General features: G+C 58.9%; 19 protein-coding genes and 1 pseudogene. 11 read left to right on the forward strand and 9 right to left on the reverse strand.

Annotation, left to right across the window (positions count from 1 at the left end):
• Positions 1–62: 62 nt before the first annotated feature.
• The 5 genes and pseudogenes from pgsA to ACMXYH_RS18110 form a co-directional block, all read right to left on the reverse strand.
• Positions 63–623: a CDP-diacylglycerol--glycerol-3-phosphate 3-phosphatidyltransferase gene (gene pgsA / locus ACMXYH_RS18090; RefSeq protein ID WP_008150904.1), complete on the reverse strand. Its 561-nt coding sequence runs from the start codon at positions 621–623 to the stop codon at positions 63–65.
• A 33-nt stretch (positions 624–656) separates the two neighbouring features.
• The gene (uvrC, locus tag ACMXYH_RS18095) at positions 657–2,480 is read right to left on the reverse strand and encodes an excinuclease ABC subunit UvrC (RefSeq protein WP_129443717.1); all 1,824 of its coding nucleotides are present in this window, start codon (positions 2,478–2,480) and stop codon (positions 657–659) included.
• Positions 2,481–2,482: 2 nt separating this feature from the next.
• Entirely contained in the window at positions 2,483–3,124 is a 642-nt protein-coding gene (gene gacA / locus ACMXYH_RS18100; protein WP_008015884.1) for a response regulator transcription factor GacA, read from the reverse strand.
• Positions 3,125–3,265: 141 nt separating this feature from the next.
• A pseudogene (locus ACMXYH_RS18105) lies at positions 3,266–3,694 on the reverse strand (GNAT family N-acetyltransferase); the annotation flags it as partial.
• Complete coding sequence (locus ACMXYH_RS18110; RefSeq protein ID WP_415764368.1) at positions 3,694–4,452, reverse strand: carbon-nitrogen hydrolase family protein; 759 nt, start codon at positions 4,450–4,452, stop codon at positions 3,694–3,696. The gene ACMXYH_RS18110 and the pseudogene ACMXYH_RS18105, both read right to left, overlap by 1 nt.
• A gap of 160 nt (positions 4,453–4,612) precedes the next feature.
• Between ACMXYH_RS18110 and ACMXYH_RS18115 the strand changes: the two genes are divergently transcribed.
• The 8 genes from ACMXYH_RS18115 (at position 4,613) to ACMXYH_RS18150 (ending at position 13,400) form a co-directional block, all read left to right on the forward strand.
• Positions 4,613–4,741, forward strand: a complete 129-nt coding sequence (locus ACMXYH_RS18115) for a hypothetical protein (RefSeq protein WP_256661486.1) — start codon at positions 4,613–4,615, stop codon at positions 4,739–4,741.
• Positions 4,742–5,077: 336 nt separating this feature from the next.
• Complete coding sequence (locus ACMXYH_RS18120; protein ID WP_129443712.1) at positions 5,078–6,166, forward strand: 3-deoxy-7-phosphoheptulonate synthase; 1,089 nt, start codon at positions 5,078–5,080, stop codon at positions 6,164–6,166.
• 288 nt (positions 6,167–6,454) lie between these two features.
• A complete protein-coding gene (locus ACMXYH_RS18125) occupies positions 6,455–7,336 on the forward strand; it encodes a lipase family alpha/beta hydrolase (protein WP_129443710.1) in 882 nt (293 codons plus the stop codon).
• A gap of 106 nt (positions 7,337–7,442) precedes the next feature.
• Positions 7,443–7,724 carry a peptidylprolyl isomerase gene (locus tag ACMXYH_RS18130; protein ID WP_129443708.1) on the forward strand — a complete coding sequence of 94 codons (282 nt, stop codon included), beginning with the start codon at positions 7,443–7,445 and terminating at the stop codon, positions 7,722–7,724.
• A gap of 135 nt (positions 7,725–7,859) precedes the next feature.
• Complete coding sequence (locus tag ACMXYH_RS18135; RefSeq protein WP_415764369.1) at positions 7,860–9,728, forward strand: extracellular solute-binding protein; 1,869 nt, start codon at positions 7,860–7,862, stop codon at positions 9,726–9,728.
• Positions 9,728–10,789, forward strand: coding sequence for a microcin C ABC transporter permease YejB (locus ACMXYH_RS18140; protein WP_123368175.1), 1,062 nt, complete (start codon positions 9,728–9,730; stop codon positions 10,787–10,789). The genes ACMXYH_RS18135 and ACMXYH_RS18140 overlap by 1 nt, the downstream gene beginning before the upstream one ends.
• Positions 10,789–11,811: an ABC transporter permease gene (locus ACMXYH_RS18145; RefSeq protein WP_046048461.1), complete on the forward strand. Its 1,023-nt coding sequence runs from the start codon at positions 10,789–10,791 to the stop codon at positions 11,809–11,811. Before ACMXYH_RS18140 ends, ACMXYH_RS18145 begins: the two co-directional genes overlap by 1 nt.
• Positions 11,812–11,825: 14 nt before the next feature.
• Entirely contained in the window at positions 11,826–13,400 is a 1,575-nt protein-coding gene (locus ACMXYH_RS18150; RefSeq protein ID WP_415764370.1) for an ABC transporter ATP-binding protein, read from the forward strand.
• A 2-nt stretch (positions 13,401–13,402) separates the two neighbouring features.
• Here ACMXYH_RS18150 and ACMXYH_RS18155 read toward each other — a convergent pair whose 3' ends face one another.
• The 4 genes from ACMXYH_RS18155 to ACMXYH_RS18170 all read right to left on the reverse strand — a co-directional run bounded on the left by ACMXYH_RS18155 (position 13,403) and on the right by ACMXYH_RS18170 (position 21,100).
• Positions 13,403–14,644 carry a hypothetical protein gene (locus ACMXYH_RS18155; RefSeq protein WP_415764371.1) on the reverse strand — a complete coding sequence of 414 codons (1,242 nt, stop codon included), beginning with the start codon at positions 14,642–14,644 and terminating at the stop codon, positions 13,403–13,405.
• 140 nt (positions 14,645–14,784) lie between these two features.
• Positions 14,785–16,065 carry a hypothetical protein gene (locus ACMXYH_RS18160; protein WP_415764372.1) on the reverse strand — a complete coding sequence of 427 codons (1,281 nt, stop codon included), beginning with the start codon at positions 16,063–16,065 and terminating at the stop codon, positions 14,785–14,787.
• Between the two features lie 33 nt (positions 16,066–16,098).
• Positions 16,099–17,037, reverse strand: coding sequence for a hypothetical protein (locus ACMXYH_RS18165; protein ID WP_415764374.1), 939 nt, complete (start codon positions 17,035–17,037; stop codon positions 16,099–16,101).
• A gap of 76 nt (positions 17,038–17,113) precedes the next feature.
• Positions 17,114–21,100, reverse strand: a complete 3,987-nt coding sequence (locus ACMXYH_RS18170; RefSeq protein WP_415764375.1) for a hypothetical protein — start codon at positions 21,098–21,100, stop codon at positions 17,114–17,116.
• Positions 21,101–21,373: 273 nt separating this feature from the next.
• Here ACMXYH_RS18170 and ACMXYH_RS18175 point away from each other — a divergent pair, with 273 nt between their 5' ends.
• From ACMXYH_RS18175 to hbdH, 3 genes are all read left to right on the forward strand, one after another.
• Entirely contained in the window at positions 21,374–22,789 is a 1,416-nt protein-coding gene (locus tag ACMXYH_RS18175; RefSeq protein ID WP_415764377.1) for a sigma-54 interaction domain-containing protein, read from the forward strand.
• A gap of 301 nt (positions 22,790–23,090) precedes the next feature.
• Entirely contained in the window at positions 23,091–24,482 is a 1,392-nt protein-coding gene (locus tag ACMXYH_RS18180) for a GntP family permease (protein ID WP_415764378.1), read from the forward strand.
• Positions 24,483–24,489: 7 nt separating this feature from the next.
• A complete protein-coding gene (gene hbdH / locus ACMXYH_RS18185) occupies positions 24,490–25,263 on the forward strand; it encodes a 3-hydroxybutyrate dehydrogenase (RefSeq protein WP_129443696.1) in 774 nt (257 codons plus the stop codon).
• The last annotated feature ends 113 nt before the right edge of the window (positions 25,264–25,376 follow it).

Genomic DNA, 25,376 nt, shown 5'->3' on the forward strand with positions numbered 1-25,376 from the left:
GTCTTGGTGAGGCGCATTCTATAGAATCCAGATGCCCCGTCAACCCCTTGATTCAAAAAAGTTTATTTCTTTTCCACGTCGGTCTTCAGATGCGGCCAGGCAGCCCGCAAATATTGGACCATGGACCACAACGTCAGGCCCGCGGATATCAGCAGCAAGGCGTAACCCAGCAGCACCCAGAACGTGAAATCCGACGGATTGGCCAGCAGGATCACTAGCGCCAGCATTTGCGCGGCGGTCTTCCATTTACCCAGGTTCGACACCGCGACGTGAGCGCGGGCGCCGAGTTCGGCCATCCATTCGCGAAGTGCCGAGACGACAATCTCGCGACCGATGATCACGGCGGCCGGCAGTGTGAGCCACAGGTTGCCATGTTCTTGCACCAGCAATACCAGCGCAACAGCGACCATCAGCTTGTCAGCCACGGGATCGAGGAAAGCCCCGAACGGTGTGCTTTGTTCCAGTCGGCGAGCCAGATACCCATCCAGCCAGTCTGTGGCGGCGGCAAATGCGAAGACCGAGGCGGACGCCAGGTAGCTCCATTGATACGGCAGGTAGAACAGTAAAATGAAGATCGGAATGAGCAGGACGCGTAGTACGGTAATCAGATTAGGGATATTCATCGGCACAACTGGCTACGAGGTGAGGGGGGCATTCTACTCGCTGTGCAGATTGGCATAAATCAACTCTGCGAGCTTTTTACTGATGCCGGGTGCTTTGGCGATCTCTTCGATGCTGGCACGAGACAGCTCCTGCAATCCACCAAAATGTTTCAACAAATCGCGGCGACGGGTCGGTCCGACACCGGCAACGCCCTCCAGGGTAGACGTGCGGCGAGTTTTCCCACGACGAGCGCGGTGCCCGGTAATCGCGAAACGGTGAGCTTCGTCGCGTATCTGCTGGATCAAATGCAGCGCGGGGGAATCGCCGCGCAAGGTGAATTCGTGGGCAGCATCGTTCAGGTACAGGGTTTCGAAACCGGCCTTGCGTGTGGCGCCCTTGGCTACGCCCAGCAGAATCAGATCAGGCACGGCCAGTTCATTGAGCACGTCGCGGGCCATGGACAGCTGCCCCTTGCCACCGTCCACCAGCAAAATGTCCGGTAGCTTGCCCTCCCCGTCCTTCAGCTTGCTGAAGCGTCGGGTCAGGGCCTGGTGCATCGCGGCGTAGTCATCACCCGGAGTGACGCCTTCAATGTTGTAGCGACGATAGTCGGACTTGATCGGACCTTCGGGGCCGAACACCACGCAGGATGCCACGGTTGCTTCGCCGCTGGAGTGACTGATGTCGTAACACTCCAGGCGCTGTGGCGGTTCGTCCAGGTTCAGCACTTCTGCCAGCGCATCGAAGCGTGCAGCAACGTGTTGACGATTGGCCAGTCGCGCTCCCAGTGCCTGCTCGGCATTGGTGACCGCCAACTGTTGCCAGCGTGCTCGCGTACCACGAACCCGATGACTAATGGTCAATTCACGACCGCGCAGCTCATCGATGGCCGAGATCAGGGTCGGGAAGTCTTCGTGAACCACGTTGACGATCAGTTCGCTCGGCAAGTCGCGCTCAGGACTGCTGATGAAGTACTGGCCGAGAAACGCCGCCATGACTTCGGAAACGTCCTCTTCAATACCCACCTGCGGAAAGAAGTTCTTGCTCCCCAGCACCCGCCCGCCACGCACACTGATCAAATGAACGCAGGCACCACCCGGATTGACAAACGCCGCGATCACGTCGACATCGCCCGTCCCGCCCTCCATGCTTTGCTGGTCCTGGACCCGGCGCAGCAATGAAATCTGATCCCGCAACTCGGCCGCACGTTCGAACTCGAGGTTGATCGCCGCCTCTTCCATTCCTGCGGACAACTCATCCGTCAGCGCATTGCTGCGCCCCTCAAGGAACATCACCGAGTGCCGTACGTCTTCAGCGTATACCTCAGGCTCCACCAGCCCGACACAGGGCGCCTTGCAGCGTTTGATCTGGTATTGCAGGCAAGGACGGGTGCGGTTTTTGTAATAGCTGTCTTCGCACTGACGAACGAAAAACGTCTTCTGCAACAAGCTCAGGCTTTCGCGAATCGCACCGGCGCTGGGATAAGGGCCGAAGTATTTGCCCTTGGCCTTTTTTGCACCGCGATGGATGCTCAAGCGTGGAAACTGGCCATCCGAGAGAAAGACGTAGGGGTAGGATTTATCGTCGCGCAGCAGAATGTTGTAGGGCGGACGCCACTCCTTGATCAGCGTCTGTTCAAGCAACAAGGCTTCGGTTTCATTGGCCGTAATCGTCGTTTCGACCTGAGCGATACGCGCGACCAACGCCGCGGTCTTGGGCGCAAGACCGGATTTGCGGAAGTAACTCGACAGACGATTCTTGAGGTTCTTGGCCTTGCCGACATAGAGCAGGCGTGCCTCGCTGTCGAACATGCGATACACACCGGGACGCCCACTGACCGTCGACAGAAAGGCGCTTGGATCGAAGACTTCAGTCATTTTCAGAGGCTGGCATCGACCATGCCGTGACGAACCGCCAACAGCGTCAACTCGACATCGCTGCTGATCGAAAGCTTTTCGAAAATGCGGTAACGGTAAGTGTTCACGGTTTTTGGCGACAGACACAGTTTGTCGGAAATGATCTGGACCTTCTGACAGCCGACAATCATCAGCGCGATCTGGATTTCCCGCTCCGACAAGGCATCGAAAGGCGAATCATTGGTCGGCTGGAAGGATTTGATCGCCAGTTGCTGTGCAATTTGCGGGCTGATGTAACGCTGCCCGGCAAACACCAGGCGGATGGCCTGGACCATTTCCGGCAATCCGGCACCCTTGGTCAGGTAGCCTGCGGCCCCTGCCTGCAACAACCGAGTCGGAAACGGATCTTCTTCGCACACGGTGACCGCGACGACTTTGATATCCGGATGACTGCGCAATAATTTGCGTGTGGCTTCAAGACCGCCGATGCCGGGCATCTTGACGTCCATCAGTACCACATCGGGTTTCAACTCACGCGCCTTGAGCAGGGATTCTTCGCCTGACTCAGCCTGGCCGACTACTTGCAGGCCATCGATGTCAGCCAGCATTCGTGTAATGCCTGTACGAACGAGATCATGATCATCGACTACTAGCACCCTAATCAAGCAGACACCTCGCGAAATGGTCTTATTGGGTTGCCGACACCTTAGCAAAAAGCAACTGGCAGACCTAGCGGCAAGCGTCATATAAAAAGTTTCAATACATCTTGAAAGGCTTGTCGTAAGCGTGTTTCTGCCGGACGAGGCATCGATATCACGCTGCATTCTCAGGAAACACTCGTCCGTGCCGACCACCTTCAGGCCCTTTCTCGCATACAACGCTTGCGCGGGATTGTTTTCAAAAACCGTCAAACGCAATGCCGGACGCCTTTCCTTGCACGCCATGGCGAATACCTGATCAATCGCCCAGGAACCGGCGCCCTGCCCTCGAAACGCTTCGAGGACGTGCAGTTCGCGGATGTACAGGGCTTTGGCGTCACGACTCAGACTGAAAAAGCCCAACACGGTACTGCCACTTACAATCAACCAGTTCTCGCGCCCTGCCCAGCCAACATCGAACCCTTCGTCCTGCCACAGCAGATCGTGCTGAATGTAATAGCGGAGCATGTTGTTGCGGGTCAGTTCACGAGCGAAGTCGAGGTCCCGGGATGTCGCCGGACGTAATTCAAATACCATCACCCCAATGCAACCTCCACTAATTGCCCTTTCCAGCCGTCAGCGTTGCGTCGAGCAACGACCATCAGGTTACCGGTTCCGGGTGCGGCCGCAATCAGCGAACCGTCCGACGCCCAGATTGCGCTGCGTCCCGCCGATTCCCAGCCACCCGTTGCACCGCCATGGTTGGCCATCAGCACCGCCATCGAATGAGCGCTGGCGTAGCCTTGCAACAACGCGGTATCCGGTGCGTAGCCGTTTTCCGTGATCAGCACGCCCGCCGCATAGAGATCCGCGCCCTGCTGGGCCGCCGCGGCGGCATGACTGGCGTGAGAGAAATCCGCACACACCGCCAACGCGACCGTATCGGCACCTATGGTCAGGGTCGAACCGCCGGTTCCCGGTGCAAATGCCACTTCCTCGCCTGGATGCAGATGCAGCTTGCTATAGATCCCTAGCGAACCATCAACACCCAACACCAGCGCCCCAATCAATACCGGCGAATCTTCCGACAGGCGAATCGGCATCCCGACGACAGTCGTCACACCGACTTCCCGCGCGAAATCCCGTAGCGGTTGCAGAACCTCGGCGTGAGGCGCAATGGCCAGCTCAGCCGCAAGTCCACGCTCGTACCCGGTCAGCGATAACTCCGGAAACACCAGCAATTGCACCCCGTGCTCCGCGGCAAGTTGCATGAAGCGCTGATGCCACACAATGTTTGCGGCAAGGTCACCGGCGATGGAGATCGATTGAGCAGCGGCGATGATCAGGGGCGTCATGGTTCGTCCTTGTGACGTTGTACGTAAGCGGAACACAAAGTGTGTCACAACCGGTGACGCACTCAAGCGATAGAAAATGCCGTCGGTGATCGATAGCATTTTCTGATTGAATCCACGTACCGGCCTCGAGTAAGCTCGGCGCACTCATCGGAGATAAACCATGTTCAACGCCCTCTCACAGCTTCGTACCGTCAGCGCCCTGCGCTCGGTGTCGGCTGCCCGGGTGAATGACGTTTGTGCTCCGGTCAGCTTTTATTTTGGGTATTGGTTTAGCCACTGGCGCGCCTGATACCCACACGGCGCCCACTTTAAACGGGTCGCCACCAGAGAATTCTCAACCCCCGGTCGGCTTCCCGACCGGGGGTTTTGTTTTTTCAGCCCCGCACATTTTTAGCGACACACCAGACAACCAGAGGATTCAAAAATGAACTACGCCACTTATTACCGTTACGACAGTTTTACCGCCTGGCGATTTAGCAGCCTCCGCTCGGGACAGCCTGCCGCCTCCGATCGGTCACCCACAGGTGGCAAGCACACACACGCAGCCAATCCGGCCAATTGTCGAACACCCCAGTAGGGCCGAGTGCGCGGGAACGAACCCGCCGCCAGCCCAGGAAGCCCGAATATGAACTCGTCCGTCTCTGCACTGCCGCTGTCCACCTTGAGCCCTGCCAATGAAGCGCTGACCCAGCGTCTGCCCAGCTCATTGCAACTCAAACAGCAACTGCCACTCAGCAACGTCCTGAGCCAGCAAGTCGCCGCCCACCGCCAAGCGGTTCGCGCGATCCTCAACGGTGAAGACTCCCGTCTGCTGGTCATCGTCGGCCCCTGCTCGATTCACGATCCTCAGTCCGCCCTCGAATACGCCGGCAACCTCGCCCGCCTCGCCGCCGAGGTCAGTGATGAAATGCTGCTGGTGATGCGCGCCTACGTCGAAAAACCCCGCACCACCATCGGCTGGAAAGGCCTGGCCTACGATCCCCATCTGGATGGCAGCGATGACATGGCCGGCGGCTTGACGCTGTCCCGCGAGTTGATGCGCGAAATGCTCCGCCTTGGACTGCCGATTGCAACCGAACTGCTGCAACCGATGGCTGCCGGCTACTTCGACGACCTGCTGAGCTGGGTCGCTATTGGCGCTCGCACCACCGAATCGCAGATCCACCGGGAAATGGCCAGCGGCCTGAGCATGCCGGTCGGCTTCAAGAACGGCACCGATGGTGGTGTCGGTGTGGCCAGCGATGCCATGCGCTCCGCCGCCCATCCGCATCGCCATTTCGGTGTCGACAGCCAGGGGCATCCGGCAATCATTCAAACACCGGGCAATCCCGACACCCACCTGGTGCTGCGTGGCGGACACCGCGGGCCGAACTACGACCGCGACAGCGTCGCCCGGGTGAACAGTGATTTGACCAAACTGAAGATCCCGGCCCGGATCATGGTCGACTGCAGCCATGCCAACAGCGGCAAAGACCCGTTGCGTCAGCCAGCGGTGTTTAACGATGTGCTTGAACAGCGCCTGCAAGGTGATCGATCACTGATCGGCATGATGATCGAGAGTCATCTGTTCGAAGGCTGCCAACCGCTGAGCCCGTCCATGCGTTACGGCGTGTCAGTCACGGACGGCTGCCTTGGCTGGAGCGGGACGGAATCATTGTTGCGCCAGGCAGCCGACCGGCTCAGAGCGCAGAGCAGCGATCAACAATCGGCGTGAGCCATACCCTCTTCCAGTCCTCCCATCGAGGACTGGACGTCGGAATCGAGACACGATTAACAGGCAAAGGGTGTTCGCGGAGTAGGCCATCGCAGTAAAACGCTCTGTTACAGATAAAAAGATGTCCAAATATTCCGACCAAGACCTCATGTACTTTCGAACTTTCGTACATTTTCTATTCCGTTTTCATCAGGTTACAGCGGCTTTTTCATACAACGCCGAACAGCGGGTGTGCTTTAGAGTGAGCCCATCAACACACCTCTGAACGACTGCGAAAAAGGAAAGAACATGCTACGGAATGCAACTACTCAGTATCCGATCCTGTTGGTCCACGGGCTCTTCGGCTTCGATCGCATCGGCAAGGTCGAACTCTTCCATGACGTCAAGCAGGCCCTCAGGAGTGCAGGCGCAAGAGTGTTTATCCCGCACTTGTCGGCTACCCATAGCAATGAAGTCCGCGGCGACCAACTTCTGGCGCAGATCGAGCGGGTACTGGAAGGAACCGGTGCAAACAAAGTCAACCTGATCGGCCACAGCCAAGGCGCACTCGCTGCACGGTATGCGGCGGCGACAGCGCCGGAGGCAATCGCTTCGGTGACCTCCGTCAGCGGACCGAATCACGGCTCGGAACTGGCCGACTTCTTGCGCAAGGCGCTGACGCCCGGGCGCCTGCCGGAACACGTCGCCTCGACAGTTGCAACGTTGTTTGCAGACTTTCTATCGTTGCTCAGCGGCCACCGTCACCTGCCGCAGAACGCCATCGCCGCTCTGAATGCCCTGACCACCGAAGGCGTAGGCGCGTTCAACGACAAGTACCCCCAGGGATTGCCGAAAACCTGGGGCGGCAAGGGTCGCGAACTGGTCGGCGGCGTACGTTATTACTCCTGGAGCGGCACCCTGCAGGGCGACATTCTCGACAAAGGGCTTGATGCACTGAGTCCGCTGCACGGGTTCCTCCGCGCCTTTTCCCGATACTTCACCACCGAACCCGAGCAGAACGACGGCCTGGTTGGCCGCTACAGCTCCCATTTGGGCAAAGTCATCCGGTCCGACTATCCGTTGGATCATCTGGACAGCCTCAGCCAGGCCGCCGGTCCGTTGCGCAAGGGCATCGACCCGATTGCCCTGTATGTGCAGCATGCGGAGCGTCTGAGAAATGCCGGTCTATAAAGGAATGCCAGCGATCTGTGCGAACTGGAGGGAACTTTGAGGAGAAATAGACCACTGAATCCGGTAGGCTCCGCACTTTACTGAACATTGAAAGGAGTATTTTTCCATGGCCAAAGCCACTGCCCGTCACATCCTCGTTGCCAGCGAAGCCAAGTGCAACGAATTGAAAGCCCAAATCGAAGGCGGCGCTGATTTCGCCGAAGTCGCCAAAACCAACTCCACTTGCCCTTCCAGCCGCCAGGGCGGTGATCTGGGTTCGTTCGGTCCAGGCCAGATGGTCAAGGAATTCGACGCCGTGGTCTTCAGCGCACCGATCAACGTGGTGCAAGGCCCGGTCAAGACCCAGTTCGGTTACCACCTGCTGGAAGTGACCAGCCGTCAGGACTGATCAACCTTTAAGTTTTCTGCACAGCGGCCCGCCTTTTGGTGGGCCGTTGTGTTTCGGATACGTGATACGGGTGGCAAGGGACGCGCCGCTAGCGTACAAATTGCGGTTATTGACCACCCGGCTCTAAGGCTGACAATGCGACTGGCTTTCCCTACTTTATTGTTCACGGCCGTGGCCCTGTTGTTGGGCGCCGCCGGTGTGAATGCAGCACCGCAACATGCGTTGACCGTGTACGGTGAACCGGCGAAGTATCCTGCCGGCTTTAGTCATTTTGCCTACACAAACCCGCAAGCCCCCAAGGGTGGCACGATGCGCCGCTCGGCCGTCGAAATCGGTCATTTCGATCATATGTTGCCTTACATCGACAAAGGCATTGGCGTCACACAGATCGACGGCCTGCTTTACTCGCCTCTCGCCCAGCGTTCGCTGGACGAGCCATACACCGTGTACGGTCTGGTGGCACAGAAGATGGAGCGCTCGGACGACGGTTTGTTCCTGCGCTTCTACCTGAACCCCAAGGCCCGTTTTGCAGACGGCAAACCGATCACGGCCGAAGACGTTCGTTACACCTTCGACCTGTTGATGACCCAGGGCAGCCTGCGTTATCGCACTCAATTTGCCGATGTCAAAGGCGTCGAAGTGGAATCACCTCTGACGGTTCGGTTCGACTTTAAAAGTAATGAAAACCGTACCCTGCCCCTTGATATCGCGACCTTGCCGGTGTTTCCCGAGCATTGGTGGAAGACTCGCGACTTCGCCAATGGTGGCGGTTATGAGCCACCTTTGGGCAGTGGCCCCTACAGGGTGAGCAAAGTCGACTCCGGTCGCAGCATCACCTTCACGCGCAATGCCGATTGGTGGGGCAAGGATTTACCGGTCAGCCGCGGCCTCTACAACTTCGATCTTTTCAGCATCGAGTACTTCGGCGATACCGACGTCGCCCGCCAAGTCCTGCGCGGCGGTGCTTACGACTACAACCGCGAATTCTCCGCCACCGGTTTCTCCATTGGCTACGACAGCCCGGCCCTGAGCGACGGGCGCCTGCAAAAGGCGCATCTGGCAACCCAAGCCCCCCAACCGGCTCAGGGCTTTGTGTTCAACCTGCAAAACCCGCTGTTCCAGGACCGTCGAGTGCGTCAGGCGCTGGTCATGCTCTGGGATTTCGAGTGGAGCAACCGGCAGATGATGCGCGACATGTACATCCGCCAGCAGAGTTATTTTTCCAACACCGACCTCGCCGCCCGACAACTGCCGGACGCCGGCGAACTGGCGATTCTCGAACCGCTGCGCGGGCAGATCCCCGACGAGGTTTTCACTCAGGTTTTCCAGGCACCGAAAACCGACGGCAGTGGCGTGATACGCGACAAACAGTTGCAGGCACTCGACTTGCTCGAACAGGCCGGCTGGAAACCCGATGGCGATCAACTGGTCAACGCCGAAGGCACGCCGCTGAGTTTCACTTTCCTGGTCAGCCAGAACGGCATGGACCGGTTGCTGCTGCCTTATAAGCGCACCCTGAAACAGATCGGCATCGACATGAACATCCGCCGCATCGACTCGTCCCAATACGTGAATCGCCTGATGAGCCGCGACTACGACATGATCGTCACCGGCTACCCGGTCACGACGTCGCCCGGGGGCGAACTGCTCAATTACTTCGGCTCGGTCTCGGCCAACGACCCTGGCGCCAATAACTACATGGTGTTGAAAAATCCGGCGGTCGACACACTGATCGCCGGGCTGGTTCGCGCCACCACCCAACCCGAAATGCTGCACTACGCCCACGCGCTGGACCGGGTGCTGCAATGGAACTACTACTGGATTCCAAACTATTACCCGCCGGGCAGCTCCACCGTGTGGTGGAACCGTTTCGGCAGGCCCAACGAGCAAGCGAGCAATGACGAAGCCATCGAGAGCTGGTGGGAAATCAGCACCACACCGCTGACCAACCAACAGATGACCGCTGAGCAAATCAGCCGTGGCAAACCCGGAGGGCCGCACTGATGTGGGCTTACATACTGCGGCGTCTGCTGCTGATCATTCCGACGCTGGTGATCATTCTTCTGGTCAACTTCATCATCGTCCAGGCCGCGCCGGGCGGCCCGGTGGAACAGGCCATCGCGCACTTGCAAGGCATCGGTGGCGCGAGTGTCGGTGGCGGTTCCGGTGAACGCATGTCCGGCACCTCCCGATCCAGTCGCGGCCTCGACCCGCAACTGATCAAGGACATCGAAAAGCAATACGGCTTCGATAAGCCGGCGCACGAACGCCTGTGGCTGATGCTCACCAGTTACGCGCGCCTGGACTTCGGCAAGAGCTTTTTCCGTGGTGCGACCGTCACCGACCTGATCCTGGAAAAAATGCCGGTGACCATTTCCCTTGGGCTCTGGGCGACGCTGATCACCTACCTGGTGTCGATTCCCTTGGGCATCCGCAAGGCCGTGCACCACGGCAGCCACTTCGATATCTGGAGCAGCACCGCGATCGTCATCGGCTACGCCATGCCGGCGTTCCTGTTCGCGATGTTCCTGATCGTGGTCTTCGCCGGTGGCACCTCGCTGAACTGGTTCCCGGTGCGCGGGCTGGTCTCGGACAACTTCGAATCGCTGTCGACCGTGGGCAAAATCGCCGACTACTTCTGGCACCTGGTATTGCCGGTGACGGCGCTGGTGATCGGCGGGTTCGCCACGCTGACCATTCTGACCAAGAACTCCTTCCTCAATGAAATCACGCGCCAGTACGTGGTCACCGCCCGCGCCAAGGGCCTGAGCGAACGCCGAGTGCTTTACGGTCACGTGTTTCGCAATGCAATGTTGCTGGTGGTCTCGGGGATTCCCCAGGCGTTCATCAGCGTATTTTTCGCCGGCTCCCTGCTGATCGAAGTGATCTTCTCCCTCGACGGCCTGGGTCGCATGAGCTACGAAGCCGCGGTTTCCCGGGACTATCCGGTGGTATTCGGTTCGCTGTTCATCTTCACGCTGTTCGGTCTCTTGATAAAACTGGTCGGCGACCTCTGCTACACCCTCGTCGACCCGCGTATCGACTTCGCCGCGAGGAACGCCTGATGTTCAAGCTCTCGCCGTTAGGTCGTCGTCGTTTTGAGCGTTTCAAGAAAAACCGTCGTGGCTGGTGGTCGCTGTGGTTGTTTGTCGGCCTGTTCCTCTTGACTCTCGGTGGCGAGCTGATCGCCAACGACAAACCGCTGATCGTCAGCTACCAGGGATCCCTCTACTTCCCGGCCCTGAAGCGTCATACCGAGCAGGAGTTTGGTGGGCAGCTGCCGTTCCAGGCGGACTACCGCAGCGACTATGTGCAGAAACTGATTCACCAGGACGGTGGCTGGATGCTGTTCCCGCCAATCCCCTTCAGCGACGACACACCGAACTATGACCTCAATCAACCAGCGCCTAGCCCGCCGACGAAGGTCAATTGGCTGGGCACCGACGACCAGGCGCGAGACGTGTTGGCCCGAGTGATTTTCGGTGCGCGGGTGTCGATCCTGTTTGCCTTGATGCTGACTTTTGTCAGTGCACTGATCGGCATCGCTGCCGGCGCACTGCAAGGCTATTACGGCGGCTGGGTCGACTTGATCGGTCAACGGTTGCTGGAGGTTTGGTCGGGGCTGCCGGTGCTGTACCTGCTGATCATCCTGTCGGGTTTCGTCGAGCCGAATTTCTGGTGGCTGCTGGGGATCATGGCGCTGTTTTCCTGGCTGGCCCTGGTGGACGTGGTTCGCGCCGAGTTCCTGCGCGGACGCAACCTGGAATACGTCAAAGCCGCCCGGGCGCTGGGCCTGACCGACCGCAAGGTTATCGTCCGGCACATCCTGCCCAACGCAATGAACGCGACGCTGAGTTATCTGCCGTTCATTCTGACCGGAGCGATCTCCACCCTCACAGCGCTGGACTTCCTCGGCTTCGGCATGCCTGCCGGCAGTGCATCGCTGGGCGAGTTGATCGGTCAAGGCAAGCAGAACCTGCAAGCGCCGTGGCTGGGATTAACGGCATTTTTTACCCTGGCGCTGATTCTTTCTTTACTGGTGTTTATCGGGGAGGCGTTACGTGACGCTTTCGATCCGAGATCATGACGCGGACTGTTGATATGAGTAACAACCTGATCGAAATCCGTGACCTCCGCGTCGCCTTCAGTGGCCAGGCCGTGGTGCGCAATCTGTGCCTGGACATCCGCCCCGGCGAATGCCTGGCGCTGGTGGGCGAGTCGGGCTGCGGCAAGTCGGTGACCGCTCACTCGATCCTGCAACTGCTGCCCGAGACCGGCACCGAAACCACGGGCAGTATTCGCTATCGAGGCCGCGAACTGGTCGGCGCTCCGGCCAAGGTGTTGCGAGAACTGCGGGGTAACCGCATCGCGATGATCTTCCAGGAGCCCATGACCTCGCTCAACCCATTGCACAGCATCGAAAAGCAGATCGGCGAAACCCTGCTGCTACACAAGGGGCTGGCCGGTAAAGCGGCGCAAGCGCGGATTCTCGAGTTACTGCATTTGGTCGGCATTCAGAAACCCAAAGAGCGGCTCAAGGCCTACCCCCATCAATTGTCCGGTGGCCAGCGGCAACGGGTGATGATCGCCATGGCCCTGGCCTGCGAACCGGAGCTGCTGATCGCCGACGAGCCGACCACAGCGCTGGACGTGACAGTGCAGCGCAAGATCCTGCTGCTGCTCAAATCCCTGCAACAGCGTCTCGGCATGTCGCTGCTGCTGATCAGCCACGACCTCAATCTGGTGCGCAGCATTGCCCAACGAGTTTGCGTGATGAAGGCCGGCGAGATCGTTGAGCAGGCACCTTGCGAGACGCTGTTTACCGAACCGAAACATCCTTACAGCTGCGTGCTGCTCAACGCCGAACCCGAAGGTGAAGCACTGCCCCGGGACGAGCGCGAGAACGTGCTGGAAGTGGACAATCTGCGCGTTCAGTTTGCTCTCGGTGGCGGGCTGTTTCAGCGCAAGACCTACCTGAATGCCGTGGACGGCATCAGCCTGAACATTCAACGCGGCAAGACGCTGGGCATTGTGGGCGAATCCGGTTCCGGCAAGTCGACGTTGGGTCAGGCGATCCTTCGCTTGCTCGATTCCGAAGGCAGCATTCGCTTTCAAGGTGAAGCGCTGGACGGTCTGACGCAAAAACAGCTGCGGCCGTGGCGCAAGAAAATGCAGGTGGTATTCCAGGACCCGTTCGGCAGCCTCAGCCCGCGAATGTCCGTGGCGCAGATCATCAGCGAAGGCCTTGAGGTGCATAGCCAGTTGACGGCTGACGAATGTAAAGCCGAGGTAATTAGGGCGCTGGAGGAAGTCGGCCTCGACCCGCAAAGTCGTCATCGCTACCCGCATGAGTTTTCCGGCGGCCAACGCCAACGCATCGCCATCGCCCGGGCGCTGGTACTGAAACCGGCGCTGATCCTGCTGGACGAACCGACCTCGGCGCTGGATCGCACGGTGCAAAAACAAGTGGTCGCCCTGCTCCGCCAACTTCAGGAAAAACATGGCCTGACCTACCTGTTCATCAGCCACGACCTTGCAGTGGTGCGCGCACTGGCTCACGACATGATCGTGATCAAAGACGGCAAAGTGGTGGAAAGCGGTGCCAGCCACGACGTGTTCGATTCGCCACAGCATCCGTATACCAAGGAGCTGTTGGCGGCGGCGCATCCTGGGTAAATCTATTGCACGCCCTGCTCTTGCGGATTGAAGACGAACACTTGTCCCGGGGTTGCGTTGAGTGTCACCCGCATGATCGGGATGTATCGTCCGGTCACCTGGAAATAGTCTTTTTGGTCGTACTTGGCGCCCGCCAATCCATTTCCACCGACAAGAGCCTGAGTGGTGTAAATGAACGCCTCGATGGGTAGTTGTTTGGGGTTATCCTGAGCCCAAGCTGCGATCATCAGTTCATTCCATCCATATACCGAGTCATTCGCACTCGGTCGTACCGCGATACTGAGCTGGAACTGCTGCGGATCAACATCGAACGCACAACTCCGATACGGTGCTGCCGAATAACGCGAGCTCCAGATCCCTACGCTGGTGACTCCCACCTCACTGCACAGTCCAGTGCTAACTCTGCAAACATCAGCCGAACCACCGGTACCTGCATCAAAGGGAAATGCACACCGTAAGCTCATCGGGTTACCCACTGGAGCCGACTGCTCACGAATAACGAATCCCTGCGCCTTGTAAAGCCTGACCACCCGCGCATCGGCACGCAGATAACTGAAAGAAGCACCGTTGCCGCGCACCGATCCCGGACTCGGATTCCACGAATGAAACGCCGTCGACTGATCCGTCGTCCGAATCAGTACCCCATTGCAATAAAACGCTGCCCGACCATCCCGGCAGGTCGGTGACGTATCGGCATACCGTGCATTCAATCGGGCTGCCACCTGATACCCGACGTACAGTTGATCCGCCTGATTGAACCCAAACAGGCTCTGTTGTGCCTCATCGCGCTGCAACCGCAGGACCGGCAGCCACTCGCCGGTCGTTTGGAAGTACGCCAGTTGATCTCGTTGCGCTCCACGCAAAGCACCTGCTGCACCCAAGTCATAAAACAGCGCCTGCAACGGTATTCGGGTCGGTGCCGCATCGTCCCAATTCTTGACCGAAGCCTCGGAGTCCGACGCTGCCGGCAGGACGTCAAGTTGCTTGCCCAGGCCGATCGCCGTGAACACATCGGTGAACACGAAACCGTTGGGCCGATCCACAATGACCGGGGCACGATCAAGCCGCCAATAGTCAAAGCGTTCGACGCCCGAGGCAACCGCCTCCGCACTGAGTTTCCAGAAGCCGACTGTCGGCGCGTTCTGCGAGCGACGCACCAACACGCCACTACAAAAGTGCACCGCCGTGGCACCGACGCAGGCGCTTGGGGTCAGCCGATAACGGGCATTGAGCAACTGCGCCACTTCCGGTCCTGTGACCGCACAAGCACTGTGGGTGGTGACCAGAATCAGAAAAAAACCGACGAACCACCTGACACTCCGCTTACCTGATTCCATGGCGAATACGCTCCTAGTGAAAGTACCTTGCCGACTGTGACGGCTGCTTACGGCGTGCTCTGATCGAACGGTTCGTAGACAAATGCGTTCGCGTCGGGTGCGTTGAGCGCTACTCGAATGATTGGCACCGCTCGGCCGGCTTGCTGATAGAAATCGCGCTGAATGAACTGGGCGTCTTTTAGTCCCGCCGTACCGGCGACCACAAAAATCGCCTCAAGCGGTAGTTGCTGGGGAATGTTTTGCGCCCATGAGGCGATGATGATTTCGTTCCACGCTGGATTGCGGTTCCGCACGTCGATACTCAGCTGTACCTGTGCGGGCGTTACATTGAAGGCACAGGTACCGCCCTGTGCCCGGTAGGCGGCGACCGTGGTAACGCCCAGTGCGTCACAGTACGTGCGGCAACTATTGGGAATACTGCTGGTGCCGGCGTTCGTTGGATAAATGCAACGGAGCGTGGCGTTATAGGGTGTCGGTGCAGCCGACTCCTTGAAAATCAGCCCCTGGTTACCGGCAATCTGCACCATCCCCACATCGACCCTGGCCCAGGAGAACGAAACGCCATTGCGCCCCACGGAGTTGGGACTAGGGTTCCATGCATGAAACTGGGTTGAAGCGGCAGTGCCGCGGATCAGCACACCGTTGCAATAGAAAGCCGCACGGCCATCGCGACAGGCGATGGCGGTATCGCGAAATCGTGCATTGAGCCGGGACGCTACCTGATACCCGAAATACAACTGATCCTGCTGATTGAAACCAAATACCTGTTGCCCTGCGTCATTCAGATCAAGACGCAGAATGGGCAGCCAAGCGCCCGTCGCCTGGAAGTAATCGCGCTGATCACGCTGCGCGGCGAACAAGCTCGCGGGCCAGCCACGGTCGTAAAACACTCCCTCTACCGGTAACGATTGCGGCGCCTGCTCGTTCCAGTTTCTGACCTGCACTTCACTGCTCACGCTCGGCTGCGACACCTCCAGCGGCTTGCCCTGCCCAATGGCGGTGAATTTGTCCGTGAACACATACCCGTTCTGCAACACGGACGGATCTCTCGCGATATCTTTGCGCAGATAAGCGAATCGCTCGAAACCGGCGCCGATCGCCTCCGGGCTGAGCATCCAGAAAGGTCGACCCTGACTGGCCTGCGAGCCACGCACCATCACCCCACTGCAATGGTAAGGCGCCGTATTGCCAACGCATGCGGAAGTGTCGATGACATAGCGACTGTTGAGTACTTGCGCGACTTCCGGGCCTGTGACGGCCCGTGCGAATCCGCCAAACAGCAGGCAAAGCAAGAGCGTGCTGTGAACCAGCAAACGATGGACATTCATGGAATTTCTCCTGGTGCTACGCCATGAGCTTTCTCAGCGCATGGAAATGCCCACAACCTGATGTGACTCATTCAGGTCGACCGAGGAAGGGTTGGGGTCCAGTGGGTCGTTCTCCGGTTTATCCAGATCGACGATCCAGGCGGTGTTGGCGCCGTTGAGTTCACCGGTCCAAAATGGATAAGGCAGCCGCCCGAAGTAATCGGTCAGTGACCCTGCACTTTCGCTGTAAATACTCATCAACTGTCGCAGTTGAGCCCGCGTCGCCGTATCCAGCCCGGCTGCAGCACAGGCTTCGCGCATCCCAGACCAATGGGCGGTGGCCGTCAGAAAGTGCAGCTGGCCTATTCCTGTAACGCTCAGTTGGTAGCTCTTGGCCTGGCCAAGGCTATCGGTCGCACGGATCGTGCAGAGGCCATTGCCAGTGGCGGTCACCTCCCCTTGTCGTCCCGCGCTGGCGACCGCGGTATCGCTGCTGGTGTAGTCATAGGGTGCGACACCCCATGTGGCCTCGCGAGTAAAACGGCTGAACGAAGGCGAGTTGAGCGGCGGTTTACCGGTGACCACCACATAGTTCCGAGTACTCAGATCCAGCGTGTAATCACCTTCGAAACCGGCCTTGATTTCAAGGCGCAACTCCCGCGAGTCATGCAGGCGCTGATTACCGAACCATACTTCGTAGCTCACCCGAATCACGCGGCCCAAGTGCTGGGTGAATTGTTCAGCGGGGACACTGAACCAGGGCGGTGTTTCACCCTGGTTCGCCCTGATTTTGATCTTGTCGATCAACACTCTTGCTGCGCCTTCCGGGGTGAAGTACAGATGCACCTCATCATTGAATTTCATCCCGGTGTAAGCGGCCAGGCGTACAGCCGTTCTTTCTGGCAGCGCCTGCGGATCCAGCGTTCCGTCGACGGCACCGTCGACAGTCGGGGCAGCGAGGGTTGCCATGACACCATTGATTTCTTCGAGCATTTTCGGTCACCTCAAAGTCAGTCAGGCACTCAGCGCCCTCACGAGGCGACGAGTGACATAGGGGATGATTGGGTTGTTACAGGGTCTCGGTGAGCCCATCGGCCTGGGCACTGGCCATTTCCATGCCGGTAGCCGTGCTGTCGACGTAGGAGACGAATCCATTGAGACCAGCGGCTCCCGCCATGGCCGTTGCATGTCCCCAGGTGACCACACGCTTATCGGTGGTGAGCGCAATGAATCCGTGGGAGCTGGTGTAGATGGCCACGACGTTGACCAGTTGCGCAGCCACCGGTGTGGTATCACCACCCAGTGTTGCGTTACCCCACGCAAAGACCCGGCCATCGGCACACAGCACCGCGAATGCATGCGCGCTACCCACAATCTGAATGGCATTGGTCAGGCTGGCGATTTGCGCGGGTACAACCCCTGCTGGCGCCGCGCCCCACGCGGCGACGCGATTGTTTTCCGTAACACCGGCAAACGCGTGCCAGGTGGACGCGACATCCACGAATCGCAACGCTGCAATACCCGGATAGCTGTTGAGGTTGCCGCCATAAGCGTTATCCCCCCAGGCGACGACATTCTTCCCACTGGTCAGCGCTACAAAGGCACGCGCATTAGCACAGCACAGCCGCTGGATGTCCGTCCGGTTGGCGAGGTCCTGCGGAATATTGCCACCGTAAGCTGCATCACCAAACGCAAACAGACGCTTGGTCTGGGTAATGCCGGCAAACGCATTGTAGGAACAGATAATCTTGTCCACGTTATTGATGCCAGGGACGGGATTAGCCACGCCGCCGCCGCCCGCTGAACCCCAGCCTGTGAGACTGCCGTCCATTCGTTCTGCCACGAACGCCAGGCCACCATTGAAAATACGCTTGATATTGCTCAGCCCCCCGGCAGGCAGCGTCCCACCGTATGAGGCATTCCCCCAGCATCGGACATCCCCGGTAGTGGTCAGCCCGGCAAAGGCGTAACTGTTGCTGGCGATCGTTTTGAACCCGTCAGGGTTGATAGCCCCCATGTTGCCGCCACTGCCGGCGTCCCCCCATGGCAACGCGAAGCCATCCTTGGTCAATGCCACGAAAGCGCCACCGGAACAAAATACTTGCCGCAGATTCTCGTGGATCAAATACACCGGTGGAATATTGCCGCCATATGAAGCGTTGCCGAACCCGACAAGATCACGACCGCCAATCGCCCCGCCACCCGAGACCCGGGCATCGCGCAGTACGGCGACCGCTGCCGCACCGCTCACGTTGGCGTCCACACCATTGCCACAGACATTCACGGGATTGAGCGTCACTTGGTCAGTCGAAGAGCGCACTTGCAACGCTCGTGCGGAGTCCGTATCGATGAATTGAGTGCCCGCTATCCACGTGGTGTCGCCTACATGGCGCCACTCTGACAACATTGGCTGGAGCGTCTGCGCGTTCAACGCCCACATCAGGCAGGGTGCACTTGAGGAGCGATACGTATTGGAGTTGTGGCGTGCGCCCATGACTTTCAATTTGCCCGAGCCAATCACTCGACGCACATCGAAATTCTTGAAATCCGATTGTCCAACGGGGCCGCCGACTTTGCGCTGGATGGTGTACCCCAGCGTGAAGCTGCCGCCATTGAACCGCTCGATTTCACTGCGTGGAATTTTGACAATCAGCTCCCGGTCTTCGTCGCTCTTGTATACCGGGCGGACGATGGGGTTGGCTCCACTCAGCATCAGCGTGACGACGTCCCCGTCTTTGAGTTGCGCGGTTGTTCCAATCCGGGCATTCGCGCCATCGGCAGGCACATCATCAGGGTTGATCTGATCGCGGTTCGGGCCCTGAGCCTCGCTGATCGCAGGCAATGGCAACGCCGCAACCTGCACGCTCAATATCAGCACGTCGGACAGTTGCTCTCCGCCCACCGCCCGCTCGACGGAGTACGACACCCGCACACCCAGGTTCGAATTGGCACGCACATACGCGTAAGGAACCTGGTGAGTGAAGGGTTTATTTTCATCATTGAACGAAATGGGCCGCTCGTAGGAATAGTCGCCGTCCGCCGCGTCGCCATCCCATTTTAGAATCAGGTAGTCGCCACTTTTCAGGTCGGCACCTTCGATGACCACCGAGGCGCCCTTGCTGACAGTGTCACCGGGATTCAAGACACCGTCCTCACTGGCCTCAGTCACTTTGGGCACGGGCAACGGTTGTTTTGCGCTTGCACCAACACTCACACTGGTCGTAGCACCAATACGCTCCGCACCCGAGCCATCGGTGGCCTGTACTGAATAACCGATGGTCAACGAGTACCCAATTTGCAAATCGAGATAATCCCGCGGAATGAAAAATGACACGGGGATGTCCACGTCACGATTATCGATATCCACCGAGTCTTCGTAGAGTTGCGAGTCCGCGGGATTGTCGGAGCGATACCACAGGTAAACTGTTTGCCCCTTCATCTCGCTGAAAGCAAGCACCTGAACTTCTGCGTCGGCAAACGGCGGTAGCAGATCCGGATCCACCACGCCGTCCTGTGCATCCACCACAATCGGTGCCTGCAAGTCAGGCTGAGGCTCACCGACCCTCACACTGTGGCGCAATGACTGGGCGGCGAGTGGATCTCCCTGGCTGGATCCGACCGTGTAATACGCCTCAAGCGCCCCCCCATCGACCTTCGAGAGAAACGCCACTGAAAGCGGAAATGTCATGTCCCGCGCTGCCTGGGAACTGCTGATGCGCCGCCCGTTGTCAAACAGGTGCACCACACCTCCGGGCGCCGTACCGATGCCGTGGAAGTGCAACCAGACCTGAGGTGTAATCGCTGCATGAGGCGAGACAATTCCAGTGGCCGCTTTGGCGGGGCTCACCACTACCCCATCGATCGGCAGGATCTTCGGTGCAGGCAAGTTCACCGCTGTCCCTTTGAGCCACACAGTGGTGCGACTGGAACGTCGGATTTCGCCGCTGCTGTTCTTGTTCAGTTCATAGCGAAAGTAGATGTGTTCCCTGGCCAGTTGCTGAACCGTGGCGTTAGGCAGAAAAAACCGCACGGTACTGTTAATTTGCGTAACGGGTTTGGTCTCGGTGAACACCACAGACTCAGCGCCGTCCTTGATCTGCGAGACCGACAGCTTGACGGTGTCCTGCAGTTCGAAGGTCGGTGACCGCGTGACGACATCGACCTGGATGTCCTTGATACCCAACGCTGCAAGGTCATAAAACAACTCACCGGTGTCCGGGTCGACCTGCACCGCTTCCAGGATGACCGGACGCAATAGATCACCAATCACCTCGACATACACGGTGGTGCGCAACGACCAGTCACTGGCACGGTTATGCACTTCATCCAGTGGACGCCAGATAAAAATCTGATCTCCGTTGCCGGCCTTCTGAATGATGTCAAACGGTACCTTTTCCTGGATTTCCTGACCGACCTGATCAAGTCCCACAGTGATGTAAAACTCGTACCCCCCCCAACTGCAGGTAATAACGTCGAATTGCCGCATGTTCGGGTAAGGCCGGATAGCGAATCTCACCCCTTCTGCGGACTCCGCCAGTTCCTTGGTCACCCCGCCGGCCGGAACATTGAGCAAAACAGGCGCCAGAAGCCGGTAATGCCCGGGGCGATCCGGCTGGGGATCCGCACCGCCGGGTAGCAGCGTTCTGATGAATACCTCCAGCGGTGGAGATGTTCCGACGTTTTGGCTATTGCGAGTAATGACGTACCAGAAGGTCTGAAAACCCGCTACGAGCAAATGCCCCGGCAAGAACACGTGGGAGATTTCATTTTCCTGACCGGCCACCAGGTTGAACGACAGCAAGGGCGTCGGATCGAGGCTGGAGAATATCTGGATGTTGTCACCCGGTTGGGAATCGGCGTAGGGGTCCACGTTCACCAACAAGCCTTTGGCATTGGAGGTGATCATGCTGCGGTTGACGCCAAACCGGTTTGGATTGGGTGCACCGTCGGCATCGTGGATTTCCGGAATCTGACCCGGAATGTAAATCGGCGCCAGCGCCAGAACTCCCTCGCTTTGTTCTGAAAGCGATTCCGGCAACAACTCTTCCGTGGTCATTTGCAGTCTCCCGTCTCAAGTAAGGCGCTCACTTGAGCAACAACCATAAGCGCCGGATGAGTGCATTGAGGGCCTGTCGCAACGTAGGCGCAACTGTCATAAATAACAGGTCAACGGGTGTTTCCGACGAACGGAATCTCCCTCCTGCTTCCATGTGTGGAATAAAAAAAACACTGAAATGGTATCCAGGGAGCCCTCCCCGGCATAATGCCGCCCACGCCAACAGGCTCATTGCGCGCATGCCTACGAGCCCACTCATTCTGGAAATGCGCCATGAACACCACCGAAAACCTCAAGGACTATCAGCGCGTTCGTTTGCTGGCGATCCGTTCGTTGTTCGAGATCATCGAGCAATCCAGTGAAGGCACGGTGATTGTCGACCGCGATGCGAACATCGTCTGGATGAACGAGCGCTATGCCCGACGCTTCGGCCTGGAGTCGGCGGAAGTGGCGATCGGCAAGGCCTGCGAAAGTGTGATCCCCGGTAGTCTGTTGCGCGAGGTGGTGCGCACCGGTCGGCCGATCCTGCTCGATATGCAGGACACCCCCAAAGAACCACTGGTGGTGATGCGCCTGCCGATTCATGACGACGCCGGCGTGGTGATCGGCGCCATCGGGTTTGCGCTGTTCGACGAATTGCGCAGCCTCTCGCCGATGCTCAAGCGCTACATGAGCATGCAGGAAGAATTGGCCTCCACCCGCTCGCTGCTGCGAGCGCGGCAAACCAAGTACAACTTCGCGCACTTCATAGGCACCAGCGCCGCCAGCCTCGAAGTCAAACGCCGCGCCCGGCGCAGCGCGAGCGCCGAGTCTCCGGTGTTGCTGCTCGGTGAAACCGGCACCGGCAAAGAGCTGCTGGCTCAGGCAATCCACGGCGCTTCGCCGCGCGCGCACAAAGCCTTTGTCAGTATCAACAGCGCGGCGATTCCCGAATCGTTGCTGGAAGCGGAATTCTTCGGCACCGCGCCCGGCGCGTTTACCGGTGCTGATCGCAAAGGCCGCGCTGGCAAGTTGCAAATTGCTCAGGGCGGCACCCTGTTTCTCGATGAAATCGGCGACATGCCGTTGCCACTGCAAAGCAAATTGCTGCGGGTACTGCAGGAAAAAGAATTTGAGCCGGTGGGCTCCAACGAAGTGATCCAGAGCGATGTGCGGGTGATTGCCGCGACCTCCACGGATCTGGAAGCCGCGATCAAACGCGGCGAATTTCGCGCCGACCTGTATTACCGCCTCAACGTACTGCCGATCCAGGTCCCGCCGCTGCGTGATCGACTTGATGACCTGCCAGCCCTCAGTGAAGCGATTCTGGAGGAGCTGCGCAGTCAGCACGAATTGAACCGCGAAGCCTTGGACCTGCTGGGTCAACATGCCTGGCCAGGGAACATTCGTGAACTGCGCAACGTACTCGAACGCGCCGCACTGCTCAGTGATGACTTGATGCTGAATGCCGCGGATATCCGCGCGGCGATTGGGACGTTCACTCCGGTAGAGCGCGTGGCGCCTGTAACGATTGAGCCGGTTGCGCATGAGACTTTCAGTGAGGCTCGGGAGCGGTTTGATCGGCAGTTGATTGAAAGCACCCTCGCGCAATGCGGCGGGAAGGTTGTTGAAGCGGCGGCGCGGTTGGGGCTTGGGCGGTCGACGCTGTACAAGAAAATGGTGGCGTTGGGGATTGCGGAGTCTCCATAAAGAGACATACATCTCCACTTGTAGACAGAGCATCGTCGGAACGCCGCCCGGAGCAAGCTCGCTGCCACATTTGACCGCATTCTTGCGCGCAACTCGGTCAACCTGTGGGAGCGAGCTTGCTCGCGATGAGGCCGGCAATACCGATAAAAGTCTCAAACTAGAGATACCCAACTAAAACCCAACTCAAACAATCTACATATATCCTTATATTTCAATAGCTTGCGTGTATGGCACGAAACTCGCTATAGCCCTCTCCCACAACAGTTCCACCCTACAAAAATAACAATCCAGGAGACACACCATGAGTGTGATCATTGCCTTGGCAGCCCTCACGCTGCTAATGCTCGCGGCTTACCGTGGCTACAGCGTTATCCTCTTTGCCCCGATTGCCGCCCTCGGCGCCGTGCTGCTCACCGACCCTTCCGCCGTCGCCCCCGCCTTCACCGGGGTGTTCATGGAGAAAATGGTCGGCTTCATCAAACTGTATTTCCCGGTATTCCTGCTCGGTGCAGTGTTCGGCAAGCTGATCGAGCTGTCGGGCTTTTCGCGCTCCATTGTCGCAGCGGCGATTCGCCTGCTCGGCACGAGTCAGGCGATGCTAGTGATCGTACTGGTCTGCGCCCTGCTGACTTACGGCGGCGTGTCGCTGTTCGTGGTGGTGTTCGCCGTCTACCCGTTTGCCGCTGAAATGTTCCGCCAGAGCAATATTCCCAAGCGACTCATCCCGGCGACCATCGCCCTCGGTGCCTTCTCGTTCACCATGGACGCCCTGCCCGGCACCCCGCAGATCCAGAACATCATCCCCAGCACCTTCTTCAACACCACCGCCTGGGCCGCGCCCTGGCTGGGCCTGATCGGCGCGATCTTCGTGGTCTGCGCCGGCATGCTGTTTCTGCAGCGCCAGCGCAACAAGGCTCAGCGCGCCGGTGAGGGTTATGGCACCGAACTGCGCAACGAGCCGGAAACCGCTGCCGACATCAAACTGCCCAACCCGTGGATCGCCGTGTCGCCGCTGCTGGCCGTCGGCATCATGAACCTGCTGTTCACCCAGTGGATTCCGCAGTGGTATGGCAAGACCCACAGCCTCGCCCTGCCGGGCATGGCCGCGCCGGTGACCACCGACATCGCCAAGCTCACCGCGATCTGGGCGGTGCAGGCCGCCCTGCTGGTCGGCATCATCATGGTGTTGGTGTTCGCCTTCCAGGCGATTCGCGGCAAGTTGGCTGAAGGCAGTCGAAGCGCGGTCAGCGGTTCGTTGCTGGCGGCGATGAACACCGCATCGGAGTACGGCTTTGGTGCGGTGATCGCCTCCTTGCCGGGCTTCCTGGTATTGGCCGACTGGCTCAAGAGCATTCCCAATCCGCTGGTCAACGAAGCGATCACAGTGACCCTGCTGGCCGGCATTACCGGTTCGGCGTCGGGCGGTATGAGCATTGCGCTGGCGGCCATGGCCAATGACTTCATCGCAGCGGCCCACGCCGCCAACATCCCGCTGGAAGTGCTGCACCGGGTGGCCGCGATGGCCAGTGGCGGCATGGACACCCTGCCGCACAACGGCGCGGTGATTACCTTGCTGGCGGTCACCGGCCTGACCCACCGCGAAGCCTACAAAGACATTTTCTGTATTACGCTGATCAAGACCCTGGCGGTTTTTGTGGTGATCGGTACTTTCTACGCCACTGGCATTGTGTGAGGTATTCATGACGACTCTTTCGGGCAAGACTGCACTGGTCACCGGTTCCACCAGCGGTATCGGCCTGGGCATCGCCCTCAGCCTGGCCAAGGCTGGCGCCAACCTGATCCTCAACGGTTTCGGTGATGCGTCCAAAGTGATTGCCGAGGTCGAGCAATTCGGCGGCAAGGTCGGCCATCACCCGGCTGACGTGAGCAACCCTGAGCAGATCGCCGACATGATCGCCTACGCCGAGCGTGAGTTCGGTGGCGTGGACATCCTGGTCAACAACGCCGGTATTCAGCATGTGGCGCCCGTGGAAGAGTTCCCGGTGGAACGTTGGGATTCGATCATTGCGATCAACCTGTCGTCGGTGTTTCACAGCACTCGCCTAAGCCTGCCCGGCATGCGCGACAAGGGCTGGGGCCGGATCATCAACATCGCCTCGGTGCACGGTCAGGTCGGCTCGGTGGGCAAGGCGGCTTACGTGGCGGCCAAGCATGGCGTCATCGGTTTGACCAAGGTGGTCGGGCTGGAAACCGCCACTACCAACGTCACCTGCAACGCCATCTGCCCGGGTTGGGTGTTGACGCCGTTGGTGCAAAAGCAGATTGATGACCGCATCGCCAAAGGGATCGACCCGCAACAGGCGCAACATGACTTGCTGGCCGAGAAACAGCCTTCTCTGGAGTTTGTGACGCCGCCACAATTGGGCGAACTGGTGCTGTTTTTGTGCAGTGAGGCCGGTAGCCAGGTGCGTGGCGCGGCGTGGAATATTGATGGTGGGTGGTTGGCGCAGTGATCTGACGTTAGACCGCGTTATCGTTCATCGCGGGCAAGCCACGTTCCCACGGGTTTTTGTGGTTGGCGCTGGATTAGGGTTCGACATAAACCCTGTGGGAGCGTGGCTTGCCC

It is taken from the genome of Pseudomonas frigoris (assembly GCF_047758635.1).
GTDB lineage: Bacteria > Pseudomonadota > Gammaproteobacteria > Pseudomonadales > Pseudomonadaceae > Aquipseudomonas > Aquipseudomonas frigoris.

Excerpts from the sequence above, each read along its gene's own strand:
- pgsA (WP_008150904.1), bottom strand. The coding sequence starts at position 623 with ATGAATATCCCTAATCTGATTACCGTACTACGCGTCCTGCTCATTCCG.
- uvrC (WP_129443717.1), bottom strand. The coding sequence starts at position 2,480 with ATGACTGAAGTCTTCGATCCAAGCGCCTTTCTGTCGACGGTCAGTGGG.
- ACMXYH_RS18110 (WP_415764368.1), bottom strand. The coding sequence starts at position 4,452 with ATGACGCCCCTGATCATCGCCGCTGCTCAATCGATCTCCATCGCCGGT.
- ACMXYH_RS18115 (WP_256661486.1), top strand. The coding sequence starts at position 4,613 with ATGTTCAACGCCCTCTCACAGCTTCGTACCGTCAGCGCCCTGCGCTCG.
- ACMXYH_RS18120 (WP_129443712.1), top strand. The coding sequence starts at position 5,078 with ATGAACTCGTCCGTCTCTGCACTGCCGCTGTCCACCTTGAGCCCTGCC.
- ACMXYH_RS18125 (WP_129443710.1), top strand. The coding sequence starts at position 6,455 with ATGCTACGGAATGCAACTACTCAGTATCCGATCCTGTTGGTCCACGGG.
- ACMXYH_RS18130 (WP_129443708.1), top strand. The coding sequence starts at position 7,443 with ATGGCCAAAGCCACTGCCCGTCACATCCTCGTTGCCAGCGAAGCCAAG.
- ACMXYH_RS18135 (WP_415764369.1), top strand. The coding sequence starts at position 7,860 with ATGCGACTGGCTTTCCCTACTTTATTGTTCACGGCCGTGGCCCTGTTG.
- ACMXYH_RS18140 (WP_123368175.1), top strand. The coding sequence starts at position 9,728 with ATGTGGGCTTACATACTGCGGCGTCTGCTGCTGATCATTCCGACGCTG.
- ACMXYH_RS18145 (WP_046048461.1), top strand. The coding sequence starts at position 10,789 with ATGTTCAAGCTCTCGCCGTTAGGTCGTCGTCGTTTTGAGCGTTTCAAG.
- ACMXYH_RS18150 (WP_415764370.1), top strand. The coding sequence starts at position 11,826 with ATGAGTAACAACCTGATCGAAATCCGTGACCTCCGCGTCGCCTTCAGT.
- ACMXYH_RS18160 (WP_415764372.1), bottom strand. The coding sequence starts at position 16,065 with ATGAATGTCCATCGTTTGCTGGTTCACAGCACGCTCTTGCTTTGCCTG.
- ACMXYH_RS18165 (WP_415764374.1), bottom strand. The coding sequence starts at position 17,037 with ATGCTCGAAGAAATCAATGGTGTCATGGCAACCCTCGCTGCCCCGACT.
- ACMXYH_RS18170 (WP_415764375.1), bottom strand. The coding sequence starts at position 21,100 with ATGACCACGGAAGAGTTGTTGCCGGAATCGCTTTCAGAACAAAGCGAG.
- ACMXYH_RS18175 (WP_415764377.1), top strand. The coding sequence starts at position 21,374 with ATGAACACCACCGAAAACCTCAAGGACTATCAGCGCGTTCGTTTGCTG.
- ACMXYH_RS18180 (WP_415764378.1), top strand. The coding sequence starts at position 23,091 with ATGAGTGTGATCATTGCCTTGGCAGCCCTCACGCTGCTAATGCTCGCG.
- hbdH (WP_129443696.1), top strand. The coding sequence starts at position 24,490 with ATGACGACTCTTTCGGGCAAGACTGCACTGGTCACCGGTTCCACCAGC.